Origin of the sequence: Streptomyces sp. BJ20, from assembly GCF_022869105.1 — a bacterium.
Classification (GTDB): Bacteria; Actinomycetota; Actinomycetes; order Streptomycetales; family Streptomycetaceae; genus Streptomyces; species Streptomyces griseoincarnatus.
Genome location: NZ_CP094918.1, coordinates 4,453,887 through 4,470,704, shown reverse-complemented (window position 1 = coordinate 4,470,704; position 16,818 = coordinate 4,453,887). Strand labels below are relative to the sequence as shown.

Genomic DNA, 16,818 nt, shown 5'->3' with positions numbered 1-16,818 from the left:
GCTGTGCCCTCCGTCACCTCCATTATGCAACTAGTTGCATAAGCCGGTGCGCGTGCCCTACAACTACAGGCACCACACCGCGCACGGAGGGCCAGATGAGCCGTTACCCCCACCTGCTGACCCCCTTGGACCTGGGCTTCACCACGCTGCCCAACCGGGTCCTCATGGGTTCCATGCACATCGGTCTCGAGGAGGCCGAGGGCGGCTTCTCCCGCATGGCCGAGTTCTACGCCGCGCGCGCCCGCGGCGGCGTCGGCCTCATCGTCACCGGCGGCATCGCCCCCAACGACGAGGGGCGCCCCTACGAGGGCGGCGCCAAGCTCACCTCCGGGAAGGAGGCCGAGCAGCACCGGGTCGTCACCGCGGCCGTCCACCGCGAGGGCGGCCGCATCGCCCTGCAGATCCTGCACTTCGGCCGCTACGCCTACCACCGGGACCTGGTCGCCCCCAGCCCCCTCCAGGCGCCCATCAGCCCCTTCGCGCCGCGCGAGCTCACCGACGCCGACGTCGAGCGGACCATCGACGACTACGTCCGCGCCGCCCGCCTCGCCCGGCAGGCCGGCTACGACGGCGTCGAGATCATGGGCTCCGAGGGCTACCTCATCAACGAGTTCATCGCCCGCCGGACCAACCACCGCACCGACCGCTGGGGCGGCTCGTACGAGAACCGGATGCGCTTCCCGGTCGAGATCGTCCGCCGTGTCCGCGAGGCGGTCGGCGACGACTTCATCCTGATCTACCGGCTCTCCATGCTCGACCTGGTGCCCGACGGCTCCACCCTCGACGAGGTCGTCACCCTCGCCAAGGCGGTCGAGGCGGCCGGCGCCACGATCATCAACACCGGCATCGGCTGGCACGAGGCCCGCATCCCCACCATCGCCACCTCCGTCCCGCGCGGCGCCTACACCTGGGTCACCAAGCGGCTCATGGGCGAGGTGTCCGTCCCGCTGGTCACCACCAACCGCATCAACACCCCCGAGCTGGCCGAGCAGCTGCTCGCCGACGGCACCGCCGACATGGTGTCCATGGCCCGCCCGATGCTCGCCGACCCCGACTTCGTCGCCAAGGCCGCCGACGGCCGCCCCGAGGCGATCAACACCTGCATCGGCTGCAACCAGGCCTGCCTCGACCACACCTTCAGCGGCCAGATCACCTCCTGCCTGGTCAACCCGCGTGCCTGCCACGAGACCGAGCTGGTGCTCTCCCCGACCCGCCGCCGCAAGCGCGTCGCCGTCGTCGGCGCCGGACCGGCCGGGCTCGCCTGCGCGGTCTCCGCCGCCGAACGCGGCCACGACGTCACCCTCTTCGACGCCGCCAGCGAGATAGGCGGGCAGCTCAACGTCGCCCGCAAGGTCCCCGGCAAGCAGGAGTTCGACGAGACCCTCCGCTACTTCCGCACCCGCCTCGCCGACCTCGCCGTCGACGTCCGCCTCGACACGCGCGTCACCGCCGGCGACGTCACCGGCTACGACGAGGTCGTCGTCGCCACCGGCGTCACCCCCCGCGTCCCCGACATCCCCGGCGTCGACCACCCGAGCGTCGTCGGCTACCTCGACGTCCTGCGGGACGGCGCGCCCGTCGGCGACCGCGTCGCCATCCTCGGCGCCGGCGGCATCGGCTTCGACGTCGCCGAGTTCCTCACCGACGGCGGCGACAAGGCGCACGAGAACCCCGAGACGTACTTCCGCCAGTGGGGCGTCGACCTCGACTACCGCGCGCCCGGCGGTCTCGCCGCACCCGAGCGGCCCGCCGCGCCGCGCACCGTCCACCTGCTCCAGCGCAAGACCTCCAAGGTCGGCGCGGGGCTCGGCAAGACGACCGGCTGGATCCACCGCACCGAGCTCCGGCACCGCGGCGTCACCATGGTTCCCGGCGTGCGCTACGACCGGATCGACGACGCCGGACTGCACGTCACCGTCGGCGAGGAGAGCACCGTCCTCGAGGTCGACACCGTCGTGCTGTGCACCGGCCAGGAACCGCGCCGGGACCTCTACGAGGAGCTGGTCGCGGCGGGCAGCCCCGTCCACCTCATCGGCGGCGCCGACGTGGCCGCCGAACTGGACGCCAAGCGCGCCATCAAGCAGGGCACCGAGCTCGCGGCGGCCCTCTAGGGCGGGTCCGGGCCGTCCCTAGGATGAGCGCATGTCACTCCCGCACGCGATCCTCACCGCCCTGCTCGAGAAGCCGTCGTCGGGGCTGGAGCTGACCCGCCGCTTCGACCGGTCGATCGGCTACTTCTGGTCCGCGACGCATCAGCAGATCTACCGGGAGCTGGGGAAGCTGGAGGGGGAGGGCCTGATCCGGGCCCTCCCCTCGGAACAGCCCGCGCGCGGGCAGAAGAAGGCGTACGAGGTGCTGCCCGCGGGGCGGGAGGAGCTGGCCCGGTGGACGGCCGCGTCCCAGGACCCGAAGCCGCACCGGGACGCACTGCTGCTGCGGCTGCGGGCCGCCGCCGTGGTGGGGACGGAAGGGCTGGAGGACGATCTCCGGCGTCATCGGGAGCTGCATGAGCGGCAGTTGGAGACGTATCGGGAGATCGAGCGGAGGGATTTCCCTCCGGGGAGGGGTGGGGCGGAGGATCGGCTGCGGCATCTTGTGCTGCGGGCCGGTATTGATCTGGAGACGTTCTGGACGCAGTGGCTCGATCACGCGTTGGCGGAGTTCGCGGAGCTGGATGTGCGGGGGCGGGAGGGGTAGTCGCCTGCGTGCGGGTGCGTGCGGGTGCGTGGGGGTTGGTCGCTCAGTTCCCCGCGCCCCTTCGGGGGTGGTGCCGTTGTCGCACACGTGCGGGCCGGTGAAGGCTGGGCGCTCAGTTCCCCGCGCCCCTGAGGGGCGCGGGGGCGACGCCGGTCGCCCTACCGGAGCGCTTCGGACGTGGGCGGCCGGCGCCGGGTCTAGAGGTGGGTCGGGCGGGCCGTGTTGCGGCGGCGCAGGTACAGCACGGTGCCGAGCACGCCGGCGCCGACCAGCGCGCCGCCCGCCACCGCCGTGACCGTGCCGTAGTCCTTCGAACCGCCGCCGACGCCGCCCATCACACCGCGGGACGGCGACGCCGTGGGGGAGGCCGAGGGGCTGGGCGCCGGGGACACGACCACGGACTGGGTGCCCGCGGTGTTGCCGTTGGAGCACACCACGATCACCGTGTACGTGCCCGCGCTGACGTTGGACCAGGCCGCGGACTGGCCGGAGGACGTCCCGGACAGCGCCACCTGGCGGCCCTGCGAGAAGTTCGCCTGACCGCCGCTGAGCAGCGAGGCGGTGCCCCAGTGGCCGTTGATCTGGGTGCACGCGGTGGTGCTCACCGAGACCGTGTTCCCGGTGGTGCTGACGGAGATTCCGTCCGCGGCCGCCGGTCCGGCCGGCATCAGGGCGAGCGCGGCGGCGGCTGCCACGGTCGGTCCGAGGCGGAGCAGAGGCTTCGAGATGCTCATGTGGACTGCCTTCCGGCGGCACGGCCGGCGGTACATCCCTTGCGCCGCCGAGGTCGGGGAGCGCCCGTGCCGCCACCACGTCAGCCAACGGGCAGCCCGCCCGCCGCGCACTCCGGCCGCATCCGTGCAGGTGACGGGGTCCTCCAGGCGGCTCAGTGAGGATGTGCCGGCGTCAGCCGGCGGCGCCCGTCGTCACCGTCCGCTCGGCCGAGAAGGCGCCCCACGTGCCGTCCGGCAGCAGCGCCCTGATCCGCACCCGGTGCGTGACCCCTGCCTCCTCGCCCGCGTAGAAGCGGTACGTGGCCCGCCCGCGGGGTGGCTCGCCGCCGTACACCAGCGAGGTGACGGGGCGTCCGTCCAGCCGGACCTCGTACTCGGCGACCGTCCCGTCGACGCGCGGCGGTGTCCAGGAGAGCACGATGTCGTAGGCGCCGCCCGTCCTCCGGACCGACGCGCGGAAGTCGGTGGGCGCGGTGGCCGTGGCGCCGCCGTCCGCGCCCTCGGCGGTGGTGAGGCGGACGGCGGGGGCGGGCGGCGAGAGATTGTCCGCCGCGTCCCGGGCGCGGACGGTGAAGACGTACCGGGTGCCGGGGCGCAGCCCCGTGACCACGGCAGCCGTCTGGTTGCCGCCCACACTGTGGATCTTCGACGTGCCCTGGTAGATGTCGTACGACACCACACCTCGGTCGTCCTGTGCCGCGGTCCAGGAGAGCTGGGCCGCCCTGCTGCCGGCCGCGCGTCCCTCCAGGTCCCCGGGAGCGGTGGGCGGAGCGGTGTCCGCCCGGGCCGCCGCGGGGGTCGTGGCCCGCACCTCACGGCTGGGCGGACCGAGCCGGCCGTCCGCGTCACGGGCGCGCACAGTGAAGACGTAGGCGGTGGCGGGGCGGAGCCCGGTGACGTCCACCATGTGCGTGGAGGCGGGCACCTGCTCGACCCTGGTGCGGTCCCGGTACACCGCGTAGCCGGTCACCTCGGATCCCGCAGGGGCGGCGCGGTTCCACATGACGTGGACGCTGGTGGCGCTGCCCGCCTGTGCGGTGACGCCCGTCGGCGCCCCGGGCGGCCGTTCGCCGCCCGTGTCGTCCTGGCCGCCCCAGCGGCAGGAGACGGTCAGCAGCGCGACCGCGCAGAGCGCGAGCAGGCGGCGCGATGACGCGGTTGGGGTAACGCCACGCACGACTTCGCCTCCTGGGGGTCCACGGAGGACCGGTCCGTTCAAAGGTCCGTACCAATATGGGCCCGCTGACGCGCCCGCATCAAGAGGGTGGTGCGGGTCGAACGCGGCGGCGGGTTACGTATCCTGGACCCGGAACGGTCCGAACCGCCCTTGCAGGACGGGGTGTTCGGGCTCGAGGCGCGGACCGCTGTCGTCGCTGATCCCGCGCCGCCACGGGTGGCTGGACGGCCCGGGTCGACGCGCGCCCGGGTCTCCGGCACCCTTCGCCCCCATCGGCCCGCGGGTGCCCCGTCCGGCCCCTTTCGGGGCGGTCACCCCCTTCGCGTCGGGATGAAATGGGGCAAAGTGCCCTGGGTGTGCGTCCCTGTTCCCGACGAGAGGCTCATCTGACCGTGTCCCGTGTCCAGACGCTCACCGTCGCCGTGGCCGGCGTGGCACTGCTGGCCCCCTCGGCGTCCTCCGCCGCGGAGTCGATCCACCTCCGTCCGTCCAGGACCGAGGCCCGGCGCGTCACCGCCGGCCCCGCGGCCGGCTCCGGTCTCCCCACCGCCCTGGCACACGTCGCCGTACCGCACCGGGGCCGCGTCGAGCCGGTCGCCCGGGACGGCGCGCGGGAGGTGCTGACGCGGGGCGCGGACCCCGGCGGTTCCGTGACTCCGGGACCGGCGACACCCGGGCCGGACGGCTCCGGTTCCGCGATCCCGGACACCGCGACCCCGGACGCCGACGCATCCGACGCGACGACGACCACGGGCTCCGCCACCCCCGCCCCCACGGAATCCGGCCCCTCCCCGTCGGGCTCCGGGCCCTCGGCCCCCGCGACACCGGCCCCCGTCACCGCGGCCGACCTGCTGGCCAGGGTGAGCGGCTGTACCCCCGTCTCCAAGGGCCGCTACCGCAAGGACCGCGGCCGCGCGGCCACCGTCCCGGTGTGCGGCACGCGCGAGGCCGTGTACTGGAAGGCGGACATGGACATCGACTGCGACGGCCGCCCGGGCCGGCACTGCAACGCCGCCACCGACCCGCACTTCTCCTCCTCCACCGCGTTCGCGCAGTCCGACGGCCGCGCGCTCAGCTCCGAGAAGCTGCCCTACGTCGTGGTCCCCGCGCCCAGTTCCCTCTGGGACTACCGCGAGCACGGCGTGCGCGGCGGATCGGTCGCGGCCGTCGTCTACCGCGACCGGGTCAGCTACGCGGTCGTCGGCGACACCGGCCCGGCCGACATCATCGGCGAGGCGTCCCACGCGGCGGCCAAGTCCCTGGGCATCGACCCGGACCCGCGCTCCGGCGGCACCCCCTCGGGAGTGACGTACATCGTGTTCAAGGACAGCCGGGTCACCCCGCTGGAGGACCGGGAGGCCGCGGAGACCCAAGGGGAGCGGCTGGCCCGGGAGTTCGTCGACTCCTCGGACTGACCCGCCGTACGGGACACTCCGGGCCCCCTCACACCTTCCGGTAGCCGTACGCCTCCGAGGCCGCCGCCGCCACCGCGGCGAGGTCCGCGCCCGTGGAGGCGGTGACCACCGCGGCCACCGCGCCCTCCAGGAACGGCGCGTCCACCAGCCGCGTGTTCTCCGGGAGTTCGTCGCCCTCGGCCAGCAGCGCCTTCACGGTGAGCACCGCGCTGCCCAGGTCGGTGAGGACCGCGACGCCCGCGCCCCGGTCCACGGTCGCCGCCGCCGCGGCGATCAGTTCCGCGCTGGTGCCGAACTCGCCGCTCTCGGTGCCGCCCGCTGGGGCGACCGGCACCGACGCGCCCGCGCCGGAGAGCCCTTGCGCCAGCTCCGCCACGGAGGCCGCGACCGCCGCGCTGTGCGACACCAGGACGATCCCGACCAGTTTCTCGTCGCTCACCTCACTCACCGCCGTCCGCGTCGCCGGGCCCGGCCTCCAGCAGGGCGGCGACCAGCAGCGCCGACGAGGTGGCGCCCGGGTCCTGGTGCCCGATGCTGCGGTCCCCGAGATAGCTCGCCCTGCCCTTGCGGGCCAGCATCGGCGTCGTCGCGACCGCGCCCTCCCGCGCCGCGTCACGCGCCGCCGCGAACGACTCGCCGAGCGCGTCCACCGCGGGGAGCAGCGCGTCGATCATCGTCTTGTCGCCCGGCACCGCCCCGCCCAGCTTCATCACGGCGTCCACTCCGGCCCGCAGCGCCTCGGCCAGCTGCTGCCGGTCCACCTCGGTGGCCTCGCCCAGCGTCTTCCCTGCGCGGCGCAGCAGCGTCCCGTACAGCGGACCGGACGCGCCGCCCACCGTGGACACCAGCAGGCGTCCGGCCTGCGTGAGCACCGCGCCGGGCGTGGCGGGCGGCTCCTTGTCCAGCGCGTCCTTCACCGCCCGGAACCCGCGCTGCAGATTGCTGCCGTGATCGGCGTCGCCGATCTCCGAGTCGAGGGCGGTGAGCCGTTCCGCCTCGCTGTCCACGGACGCGGCGGTGACCGTCATCCAACGGCGGAAGAAGTCGGCGTCCAGCACGGGAACTCCTCGCGTGGTAGGTGACCGGGGCGCCAGGCCCCGGTGTTGATCTGTCCCGGAGTGGATCACATACCCCAGCGCAGCCCCGGCGTACTCACCGGCGCGTCGTACAGGCGCAGCAGCTCCTCGTCGACCTGGCAGAGGGTGACGGAGGCGCCCGCCATGTCCAGGGACGTGACGTAGTTGCCGACGAGGACCCGGGCGACCGGGACACCGCGCTCGGCGAGGACGCGCTGCACCTCGGCGTTGAAGCCGTACAGCTCCAGCAGCGGGGTGGCGCCCATGCCGTTGACCAGCACCAGGACCGGGTTGCGCGGGGTGAGGTCGTCGAGGATCGCGCCGACGGCGAAGTCGGCGATCTCGCCGGACGTCATCATCGGGCGCCGCTCGCGGCCCGGCTCGCCGTGGATGCCGATGCCCAGCTCCAGCTCGCCGGCCGGCAGGTCGAACGTCGGCGAGCCCTTGGCGGGCGTGGTGACCGCGCTGAGTGCCACGCCGAAGCTGCGGGAGTTCTCGTTCACCTGCTTCGCGAGCGCCGCCACCCGTTCCAGCGGCTGTCCCTCGTCGGCCGCCGCACCCGCGATCTTCTCCACGTACAGCGTCGCCCCGGTGCCCCGGCGCCCCGCCGTGTACAGGCTGTCGGTGACCGCCACGTCATCGTTGACCAGCACCTTCGCCACCTGGATGCCCTCGTCCTCGGCGAGTTCGGCCGCCATGTCGAAGTTGAGCACGTCGCCGGTGTAGTTCTTCACGATGAACAGCACCCCGGCGCCGCTGTCCACGGCCGCCGCGGCCCGCACCATCTGGTCGGGCACCGGGGAGGTGAAGACCTCGCCGGGACAGGCCGCCGACAGCATGCCGGGGCCCACGAACCCGCCGTGCAGCGGCTCGTGCCCCGACCCGCCGCCGGACACCAGGCCCACCTTGCCCGCCACCGGGGCGTCCTTGCGGACCACCACCCGGTTCTCCACGTCCACCGTCAGCTCGGGATGGGCCGCCGCCATACCGCGCAGCGCGTCCGCCACCACGGTCTCCGGAACGTTTATCAGCATCTTCATGGGTACCTCCTGGGGGCTGAGCAGGTGGGTCGTCGAACCTGTGGTGCCGGTCGGGCGGTGGCCCGGCTGTCGAAGCGGTCCGTGCTGTCGGTGCTGCTGAGCTGTCGAGGGGCGGCCGTGTACCGGTAGGAGCCCCACAGGGGCAGTATCGGCCTTGCGCCCGGAGAGGGCACGTGAGACGGCGTCCGGCGAGCCGGACGATCTCGGCCGCCTTCACGGCCACAGCTCAGGATCGGCCCTGCGCCGGTGCGTTCCAAGGGGGCGTCGCCGCCTTTCGTCCGCCGGCCACCGGCACCTGTGTACGCCACCCGGCGGGTGCGGTCGTCGCGGTGATCGCCGTCCTGCGCCTGCCGTCCCTGTTCGGCCTTCTCTGCGGGGGCCTCCGACGCCGGATCGCCGGCGCGACCCCGACGGCCGCACCGGGAAAAGCTCACCGAGACGTCGGACGCGAGCCCGGACACGGTGGGCAGCGTGGGCGCGTGGCCGGCACGGGTGCTGGCCGTGGGGGACGCGGCAGGCACCCTGACGGGAGCGGCGGACGTCGTTCGTCCTGACGCCGGGGGACCCCAGTTCCGTCACGTACGCGTCCTCGGTGTCCTCCACCTCCGCGAGCGGTGCCAGGGGCCTTCACCGATCCCGGAGAGCGGGCGCGCGGGGGAGGGGAACGTGGTGCTGCGGACTGCTCCCGGTTCCCGCCTACAGGGACCAGCCCAGGGCCGGGCCGGTCTCCGTGCCGGTCCGCGCGCCCACGCCCTCGACGTCGCGTTCCGCGATGTCGAGGAGCTGCTGGCCCAGGTCGCGCAGGGCGCGGCCCGCGGCCAGCTCGTCGCCGATCTCCGGGACGTCCGGGTCCGCCGGGTTCCGGTGGGCGACGCCGTGACCGGTGAGGCTCGTCGTCCCGGTGTCGAGGGTGGCGCGCGCCTTCGTCGTTCCGTCCTCCTCGAAGAGGTGGAGACGGTCTTCCATTCCAGTGTGTGCGACATGACTGCCTCCTCGACCGGGGTGGCCCGGACGTGCCGGTCGCCTCATCTCCACCGTCCGGCTCCGGCGGACGCGAGGCACGGGGCCGAAGGTCCCGGGGAACGTGCCGTGGGACCCGGGTACCCACCGGAACCCCGGCGCCGGTCACGTCCCGGCGACCGTCTCCTCGGCCTCGACGGCCGACCGGGCCGGAATCGTGTCGTCGACCCGGATCGACGGTGTGGTCGACGACCGCGACCACACCGTCGATCCGGCTCGCCGCCCGCACCGCCGCGTCGGCCTCGCTGCGCCGTTCCAGCCTGCCGGTGAGGGTCACCACGCCGTCCTCGACGGCCACGGCGAGCGCCCGCGGCGTGAGCCAGAGCGTCGTCCCGAGGACGTCTCCCTGCGCACCGCGCGCTCGATGTCGCCGTCGGTGCGCAGCACGGCCCGCAGCAGGTCGCCGCCCGTGACGATGCCGACCCGCACGGGCCGGACCGGACCGACCGGATACCCCGTGGGGTACTCTACGTCCGCCTCCGCCGTTACGTCGGCCGGCCTCCACCCCTCCACCGATGGCCGACAGAGAAGGATCACACACCCGCCATGACCGCCCCCGTCACCCCGAACACGCTCACTGCCGCCCAGGCCGCCGACCGCCTGGACGGCTTCACCGTCATCGACGTGCGCACCCCCGCCGAGTACGCCACCGGGCACCTGCCCGGCGCGGTGAACGTCCCGCTGGACCAGATCGAGCGCGCCCTGCCCGAGATCCGGCAGGCCGCCGAGCGCGGCGGCCTCCTCGTCGTGTGCGCCTCCGGGGCGCGCTCGGAAAAGGCGTCCGGGATCATCGCCGCCGACGGCGTGCCCGCCGCCACCCTCGCCGGTGGCACCACCGCCTGGGCGTCCGAGGGCCGGGACCTGGAGCGCCCCGCGGCCTGCGACACCCGCGCGGTGTGGGGCATGGAGCGGCAGGTGCGCTTCACCGCCGGCACCCTGGTGCTGCTCGGTCTGGTGCTCGGCCTGCTGGTGCACCCGGCGTTCCAGCTCCTGTCGGCGGCCATCGCGGGCGGGCTGGTCTTCTCCGCCCTCACCGACACCTGCGGCATGGCCGTCGTCCTCGGCAAGCTGCCCCACAACCGCCCGCGCGGGACGGACCTCGAAGGCGCCCTCGCCGCACTGCGGGGCCACTGACGCTCCCGTTCCTCCCGCTCCCCGGCGGCGCCCGCGCCGCCGCCCGGGACGAGGACGTTGCGGTCGCCCCCGCGACGGGCGCGTCCGCGCTCGCCGGGCTGCGGCTGCTGACCGGCTTCGGTGGACGCGGCGGCCCTCCTCGCCCTGGCGGCGACGGGTGCGGGCGCGGTGTGGGGCCTGGGCCGCATCCGGGCCCGCGCCCCGTCGTCGCCCGCCACCGCTGGCTCCGCCGACGCCGGCACGGCAGGCCCGGTGCGCCGATGAGGCGCCCCGGGCCTCTCGCGTCACGTCACGGAAGGCGGGGCGGTCAGCCGCCCCGTACCACCGCCACCGGCGACGGCGCGTGATGCAGCAGCGCCTGGCTGACGGACCCCAGCAGCAGACCCGTGAAGCCCCCGCGCCCCCGCGCGCCGACCACCGTCAGCTGGGCGCCCCGGCCGGCCTCGATGAGGGCCTCGCGGGTGGAGCCGTGGACCACCCTCGGCTCCACCACCACCCCCGGACGGAGCTCGCGATGGCCCGCCAGCGCCTCCGCCAGCAGTCGTTCCTCCGCCTCCGCGAGGGCGCCCGGCGGGCTCGCGTACGGCTCCGCGGGGTCCTGCGGCTCGGGCACGGGTGCGTTCCACGCGGTCCAGGCGTGCACGGCCACCAGCGTCGTCCCGCGCGACTCCGCCTCCTGGAAGGCGAAGTCCACCGCCCGCTCACCGGAGGCGGAGCCGTCGACGCCCACCACCACGGGACCCTCCGTGCGCACGTCGCCGCGTACCACCAGCACCGGACACCGCCCGTGCGCCGCAAGATGCACCCCCGTCGAGCCGACCATCAGGCCGACGAAACCGCCCATGCCGCGCGACCCGACCACCACCAGTTCGGCGGCCCGGGACTGTGCCTCCAGGACGGTGAGCGCCTCGCCCGTCACCACCGAGCTGGTCACCTCCACCCCGGGCGCGGCGGCCTCGGCGCGCTCCACGGCCTCCGCCAGCAGCCGCTCCACCATGGTCCGCAGCCCGCCCTCGGGAGGGCCGAGCGGCGAGGGACCCGGCGGGACGTGCATCGCGGGCCACAGAAACGCGTGCACCACCTTCAACGACGCGCCCCGCCGCCGCGCCTGCTGTGCCGCCGCCTCCACCGCGGCCAGGGCCGACGCCGACCCGTCCACTCCGACGACCACCACTCCGGCCACCGTGCCTCCACGCGTTCCCGTACCGCCTCCGCCCCTGCTCCTCCAGCCACCTTCCCCCGGCCCGGCGCCTCCCGCATGGGCTCTCCGCCGTACGGCCGAGAGGGCCGAAGGTCCCCGTGACCGCACGGCCGGACGTCCCGGTGCAGGCGTTCCCCTGGTTGGAGTGGCCTGACCTGAGTAGATTTGGCGCCGAAGTCATGTTTTGCCCGCCGGACCGAGGGTGTGCCGCGCATCGCGGGACTTCCGGGCGAGGACCACATGTTCCAGCTGAGCGCGCCGATCGTCGTCACGTTCGTCCTGTACGTGCTCGCCCTGATCGGCACGGGGATCCGGGCCTACACGCGCACGCACACCTTCCAGGACTTCGCCCTCGGCGGCCGCCGCTTCGGCCCCTGGGTCGCCGCGCTGTCCGCGGGCGCCAGCGACATGTCCGGCTGGCTGTTCCTGGCGCTCCCCGGCGCCGTCTACGCGGCCGGGATCGGCTCCGTTTGGCTCGCCGTCGGTCTGGCCGTCGGCACGTACCTGAACTGGCTGTTCGTCGCGCCACGCCTCCGCACCTACACCGAGCGCGCCGGCAACGCGGTGACCCTGTCCGGCTATCTGGAGGAGCGCTTCGAGGACCGCACCCGCATGCTGCGGCTGATCTCCGCCGCCGTCACCCTCGTCTTCTTCACCGTGTACGTCGCCGGCGGCCTGGTGGCGGGCGGGCTGCTGTTCGAGACCGTCTTCGACCTGCGCTTCACCGTCGGCGTCACCCTCACCGGGCTGCTGATCGTCATCTACTCGTGCCTGGGCGGCTTCCTCGCGGTGAGCCTCACGCACGTGCTGCAGGCCTCGTTGATGCTGCTCGGCCTGGTCGTGCTGCCCGCCGTCGCGATCGCCCGCCTCGGCGGCTTCGGCGCCCTCGGGGACGCCCTCGACGGCAGACAGCCCGCACTGCGCGAGTTCAGTTCCCGCGTCGTGTACTCGGGGGAGTCCTGGGCGGCCGAGGGACCGCTCGGGATGGTGGCGATCATCTCGCTGCTCGCCTGGGGGCTCGGCTACTTCGGCCAGCCGCACATCCTGGCCCGCTTCATGAGCATCCGCAGCACCCGGGACGTCCCCGCCGCCCGCCGCATCGGCACCGGCTGGGTGGTGCTCGTCCTCACCGGCGCCACCCTCGTGGGCCTCGCCGGCATCGGCGAGCTGACCCCGGCGCTGTCCTCCCCGGACACCGTCTACATCGCGCTCAGCCGCCTGCTGCTCGACCCGTGGATCGCCGGGATCATGCTGATCGCGGTGCTGGCCGCCATCGTGTCCACCGCGGACAGCCAGCTGCTGGTGTCCTCCGTGGCCCTCACCGAGGACTTCTTCCGGGCGTTCCTCCACCGGAGCGCCCCCGACCGGGTGCTGGTCTGGGTGGGGCGCGCCACCGTCGTCCTGGTCATCGTGGTGGCGTACGTGATCGCCCTCAGAGGGGGCGGGCTGCTGAACATCGTCGCCGCTGCGTGGGCCGGGTTCGGCGCCGCGTTCGGCCCGGTCGTGCTGCTCTCGCTGTACTGGCCCCGCATGACCTCGGCCGGCGCCATGGCCGGCATCGTCGCCGGCGCGGGCACGGTCCTGGCGTGGGACTGGGTCAACCCGCTGCTCGGCCCGCTGCGGACCAGCGTCTACGAGATGGTCCCGGGCGTCGTCGCCGCCACGGTCGCCGCGCTCGTCTTCGGGCGGTACGTCGGCCGGCCGCCGAAGCGCGCCTTCTGGCGGATGCCCGGCGGCGGCACCAGCTCCGTGGTGCTCACCCCCTTCCTCACCCGCGCGCCCGTCGGCCTGGCCATGCTCGACACGGACCTGCGGTACGTGTGGGTGAACGAACCGCTCGCGCGGCTGATCCCCCTGGAGCGGCGCATCGGACGGCGCCTCACCGAACTGAGGCCGACCCCCCGGTACCGGCGCTTCGAGGATCAGATGCGGCGCGTGCTGGAGACCGGCGAGCCCGTCATGGACTGGGAGTTCCGCAGCGAGGAGGAGGAACCCGGGGACGCCCGCGCGGTCTCCGTGTCGTTCTTCGGCGTGACCGACCGGCACGACACCACCGTCGGCGTCCTGTACATGGTCGTCGACGTCACCGAACGGTGGCGGGCGCAGAGCAGACTCGCCCTGCTGAACGACGTCGGCGCCCGCATCGGCAGCACCCTCGACGTCCGTCGCACCGCGCAGGAACTCGCCGACGAGGCCGTGCCCACCGTGGCCGACTTCGTCGCCGTGGACCTGCTGGACACCGTGATGCGCGGCGAGGAACCCGCGCCCGGACCCGTCGGCCTGTCCCCGGTCATCCGCCGCGCCGGGCAGACGTCCGCGCGGGAGGGCGGCTGCGGCGGCAGCCTCGCCCTCGGCGAGGCCGTCCGGCGCGCCCCTTCCTCGCCCGTGACCCGCTGCCTCCTGGAGAGCCGCACCCTCGTCGAACGCACCCTCGACCGCGAGGCCAGCCCCTGGGTCACCGAGGACCCCTCGATCGGCGCGTCCATCCTCAGGTACGGCTACGCCTCCCTGATGGTCGTGCCCGTCCGGGCCCGGGGCGTCACCCTCGGCGTGGCGACCTTCGCCCGCACCGAGCGGTCCGGCCCCTTCGGCGACGACGACGTGCGGCTCGCTGAGGAGATCGTCTCCCGCGCCGCGGTGGCCGTCGACAACGCCCGCCGCTACACGCGCGAGCGGACCGCCGCCCGCGCCATGCAGCAGGCGCTGCTGCCGCAGGCGCTCACCGGCGGCTCCGCGGTGGACGTGGCGTCCTGGTACCAGCCGGCCGACGCCCCGAACGGCGTCGGCGGCGACTGGTTCGACGTCATCCCGCTGTCCGGCGCCCGCGTCGCCCTCGTCGTCGGCGACGTCGTCGGACACGGCATGGACGCCGCCGCGACCATGGGACGCCTGCGCACCGCCGTGCGGACCCTCGCCAACCTCGACATGCCGCCCGACGAACTCCTCGCCCACCTCGACGACCTGGTCATCGGGCTGATGGGCGCCCACGACGACCACGAGCCCGCCGCCGCGGGCGCCGCCTTCCTCGGCGCGACCTGCCTGTACGCCGTGTACGACCCGGTCAGCGGACGGTGCTCGATGGCCCGCGCCGGCCATCTCCCGCCCGTCCTCGTCAGCCCGGACGGCACGGTCGAGGTCATGGACCTGCCGGCCGGGCCGCCGCTGGGGCTCGGCTACCTGACCTTCGAGTCGTGCGAGCGGGAACTCACCGAGGGCAGCCTGCTGGCCTTCTACACCGACGGACTCGTCGAGACCCCGGACCGGGACATCGACGAGGGGATCGACCGGCTGGGCGCCGCCCTCGCCGTGCCCCGCCCCACCCTGCGGGAGATCGGGCGGGGCGTGGTCGACACCCTGCTCACCGGGCCGCCGCCGGACGACGCGGCGCTGCTGCTCGCCCGCACCCGCTCGCTGCCGGCGGACCGGGTCGCGTCCTGGGACCTGCCCAGCGACCCCGCGGCCGTCGGCACCGCCCGCACGGCCGCCGTACGGCAGCTGACGGAGTGGGGCCTGGACGACCTGGCGTTCACCACGGAACTCATCGTCAGCGAACTCGTCACCAACGCGATCCGGCACGCCTCCGGGCCGGTCTCCCTGCGCCTGATCCGCGACCGCGCCCTGATCTGCGAGGTCGCCGACGGCACCGGCACCTCACCTCGACCACGCCACGCCCGCACCACGGACGAGGGCGGCCGCGGCCTGATGATCGTGGCCCAGCTGGCCCACAGGTGGGGGACCCGCCACACGGCGACCGGCAAGATCATCTGGACGGAACAGCCGTTCGTGGCGGAGCCGTGAGGGCGGGCTGCCGCCCGTGCTTCGAGGGGGGCCTCCCCGCAGGAAGGGGCCGTCCCGCGTAGAGCACGGGGCGTCCTGCGTAGGGCACGGGCCGTCCCGCGTAGGCACGGGGCGTCCTGCGTAGGGCACGGGGCGTCCAGCGTAGGCACGGGGCGTCCCGCGTGGAGGGGAGCAGCGAAAGAACCGGCGGTCCGCGCGCACCCACCGGGCCTCTGAGGCGGCCCCGCCGCGCACCTTTCCGTCGCGGCGGCGCCCGGTCCGGTCGGGCCCCTGGGCGGAGGGCCCAACGGCCCGCGAGCGCGGGACCCGCGGCCTCTGCCGCAGGGGGCAGACGTGACGGGATCGTGGGCTGTGGAGGGGCCCGACGTGGAGGGCCCCCGAACGAGAGGTGCATTCCATGCTCCGCACCGTCACCGTGGGCTACGACGGCTCGTCCGAGAGCCGTGCCGCCGCGGAGTGGGCCGCCCGAGAGGCGCTGCTGCGCGGGCTGCCGCTGCGGCTGGTCAACGTCCGGGAGCCGATCCCCGGGCACATCGCCGAGTCCGACCTCATGGCCGACGGCACCTTCCGGGAGCGCGCCGAGCGCCTCCCGCGCGAGGCCGGCGCGACGCTGCGGGCGCGCCACCCGGAACTGGAGGTCGTCGCCGAACAGATCCCCGGCGGACCCATGGACGTGCTCCCCGAGGTGGCGAAGGACGCCGACCTGCTCGTCCTCGGCTCCCGCGGGCTCAGCGGCATCGGCGGCTTCCTCGTCGGCTCCGTCGGCATGGTGGTGATCGCGCACACCACCACCCCGGTCGTCCTCGTCCGGGCCGCCACCTCCGCGAAGGCCGCCGGGCCCGTGGTGGTGGGCGTCGACACGGAGAAGCCGAACGGCACGGTCCTCGCCTTCGCCTTCGAGGAGGCCGCCCGCCGCGGCGCCGTGCTGAAGGCCGTGCACGGCTGGACCGTCCCTCCGTACTACGCCTACGTCCTGCCCGCCTACCCGGCACTCGCCGCCGAACTGGGCGAGGAGCAGTCCGAGGCGCTGACCGAGGTGCTGCGGCCATGGCGGGAGAAGTTCCCCGACGTCGAGGTCGCAGAGGAGTCCCGTGCCGGCAGCGCGGCCGTCCGGATCGTCGACGCCGCCCGCGACGCCTCGCTGGTCGTCGTCGGCCGCCGGATCCGCCGCGGCCCGATCGGCGCGCACATCGGGCCCGTCACCCACGCGGTGCTGCACCACGCCACCGCCCCCGTCGCCGTCGTCGCGCACGACTGACCGCCGAGCGGAAAGGGCCGCTGACCACGGAGCCGGCAGCCGTCACCGCGCAGGCTGCCGGGACCCTGTGCCCGGCCCCAGCGGGCACCTTGCCCAGCCGGCACCCGAGGACGCCCCCGCGCCCGTGCCTCGCCCGAACCTCCGCCCGTCGCACCGCGCCCCCTCAATGGCCTACGTGGCCCTGTCGGGACCCCGCTCTCCCGGGGAAGGTGAGGAGGGTACGCACCTCCACGCACCGCGCCCGCACCCACCCCGACCCTCGACGTGG

At 74.5% G+C, this 16,818-nt stretch carries 13 protein-coding genes and 1 pseudogene; 6 read left to right on the top strand and 8 right to left on the bottom strand.

From position 1 onward, the window contains the following. Positions 1-95 precede the first annotated feature (95 nt). The gene (locus tag MTR79_RS19980) at positions 96-2,111 is read left to right on the top strand and encodes an NADPH-dependent 2,4-dienoyl-CoA reductase (RefSeq protein WP_244791604.1); all 2,016 of its coding nucleotides are present in this window, start codon (positions 96-98) and stop codon (positions 2,109-2,111) included. A 31-nt stretch (positions 2,112-2,142) separates the two neighbouring features. Then, on the top strand, positions 2,143-2,697 hold the full coding sequence (locus MTR79_RS19975; protein WP_048456533.1) for a PadR family transcriptional regulator: 555 nt from the start codon (positions 2,143-2,145) through the stop codon (positions 2,695-2,697). Positions 2,698-2,894: 197 nt separating this feature from the next. Here the strand turns inward: MTR79_RS19975 and MTR79_RS19970 are convergent, their stop codons facing one another. Beyond that, positions 2,895-3,431, bottom strand: a complete 537-nt coding sequence (locus MTR79_RS19970) for a hypothetical protein (RefSeq protein ID WP_244791602.1) — start codon at positions 3,429-3,431, stop codon at positions 2,895-2,897. 172 nt (positions 3,432-3,603) lie between these two features. Then, entirely contained in the window at positions 3,604-4,608 is a 1,005-nt protein-coding gene (locus tag MTR79_RS19965; protein ID WP_244791600.1) for a fibronectin type III domain-containing protein, read from the bottom strand. Between the two features lie 392 nt (positions 4,609-5,000). Here MTR79_RS19965 and MTR79_RS19960 point away from each other — a divergent pair, with 392 nt between their 5' ends. Further along, a complete protein-coding gene (locus MTR79_RS19960) occupies positions 5,001-6,023 on the top strand; it encodes a glycoside hydrolase family 75 protein (RefSeq protein WP_244791598.1) in 1,023 nt (340 codons plus the stop codon). A 28-nt stretch (positions 6,024-6,051) separates the two neighbouring features. On the opposite strand, the gene MTR79_RS19955 is transcribed toward MTR79_RS19960, so the two are convergent. The 5 genes and pseudogenes from MTR79_RS19955 to MTR79_RS19930 all read right to left on the bottom strand — a co-directional run bounded on the left by MTR79_RS19955 (position 6,052) and on the right by MTR79_RS19930 (position 9,588). Continuing rightward, positions 6,052-6,462, bottom strand: coding sequence for a PTS fructose transporter subunit IIA (locus MTR79_RS19955; RefSeq protein ID WP_102637098.1), 411 nt, complete (start codon positions 6,460-6,462; stop codon positions 6,052-6,054). 1 nt (position 6,463) lies between these two features. Continuing rightward, the gene (gene dhaL, locus MTR79_RS19950) at positions 6,464-7,081 is read right to left on the bottom strand and encodes a dihydroxyacetone kinase subunit DhaL (RefSeq protein ID WP_244791596.1); all 618 of its coding nucleotides are present in this window, start codon (positions 7,079-7,081) and stop codon (positions 6,464-6,466) included. Positions 7,082-7,146: 65 nt separating this feature from the next. Next, positions 7,147-8,139, bottom strand: coding sequence for a dihydroxyacetone kinase subunit DhaK (dhaK, locus tag MTR79_RS19945; RefSeq protein ID WP_033277060.1), 993 nt, complete (start codon positions 8,137-8,139; stop codon positions 7,147-7,149). A 696-nt stretch (positions 8,140-8,835) separates the two neighbouring features. After that, positions 8,836-9,122 (bottom strand): annotated as a pseudogene (locus tag MTR79_RS19940) (DUF1876 domain-containing protein). A 310-nt stretch (positions 9,123-9,432) separates the two neighbouring features. Then, entirely contained in the window at positions 9,433-9,588 is a 156-nt protein-coding gene (locus MTR79_RS19930) for a hypothetical protein (RefSeq protein ID WP_244791594.1), read from the bottom strand. Positions 9,589-9,705: 117 nt separating this feature from the next. Between MTR79_RS19930 and MTR79_RS19925 the strand changes: the two genes are divergently transcribed. After that, positions 9,706-10,293 carry a rhodanese-like domain-containing protein gene (locus MTR79_RS19925; RefSeq protein WP_189363963.1) on the top strand — a complete coding sequence of 196 codons (588 nt, stop codon included), beginning with the start codon at positions 9,706-9,708 and terminating at the stop codon, positions 10,291-10,293. A gap of 307 nt (positions 10,294-10,600) precedes the next feature. Here the strand turns inward: MTR79_RS19925 and MTR79_RS19920 are convergent, their stop codons facing one another. Next, positions 10,601-11,476, bottom strand: a complete 876-nt coding sequence (locus MTR79_RS19920; RefSeq protein WP_086704194.1) for a universal stress protein — start codon at positions 11,474-11,476, stop codon at positions 10,601-10,603. A 258-nt stretch (positions 11,477-11,734) separates the two neighbouring features. On the opposite strand from MTR79_RS19920, the gene putP reads away from it, so the two are divergent. Together putP and MTR79_RS19910 are read left to right on the top strand one after the other, a co-directional pair. Then, positions 11,735-15,292: a sodium/proline symporter PutP gene (gene putP / locus MTR79_RS19915; RefSeq protein ID WP_244791592.1), complete on the top strand. Its 3,558-nt coding sequence runs from the start codon at positions 11,735-11,737 to the stop codon at positions 15,290-15,292. 397 nt (positions 15,293-15,689) lie between these two features. Then, on the top strand, positions 15,690-16,550 hold the full coding sequence (locus MTR79_RS19910; protein ID WP_086704195.1) for a universal stress protein: 861 nt from the start codon (positions 15,690-15,692) through the stop codon (positions 16,548-16,550). Positions 16,551-16,818: the final 268 nt, after the last annotated feature.

Coding starts and splice junctions, on each gene's coding strand:
- MTR79_RS19980 (WP_244791604.1), top strand. CDS start 96: ATGAGCCGTTACCCCCACCTGCTGACCCCCTTGGACCTGGGCTTCACC.
- MTR79_RS19975 (WP_048456533.1), top strand. CDS start 2,143: ATGTCACTCCCGCACGCGATCCTCACCGCCCTGCTCGAGAAGCCGTCG.
- MTR79_RS19970 (WP_244791602.1), bottom strand. CDS start 3,431: ATGAGCATCTCGAAGCCTCTGCTCCGCCTCGGACCGACCGTGGCAGCC.
- dhaK (WP_033277060.1), bottom strand. CDS start 8,139: ATGAAGATGCTGATAAACGTTCCGGAGACCGTGGTGGCGGACGCGCTG.
- MTR79_RS19925 (WP_189363963.1), top strand. CDS start 9,706: ATGACCGCCCCCGTCACCCCGAACACGCTCACTGCCGCCCAGGCCGCC.
- putP (WP_244791592.1), top strand. CDS start 11,735: ATGTTCCAGCTGAGCGCGCCGATCGTCGTCACGTTCGTCCTGTACGTG.
- MTR79_RS19910 (WP_086704195.1), top strand. CDS start 15,690: ATGCTCCGCACCGTCACCGTGGGCTACGACGGCTCGTCCGAGAGCCGT.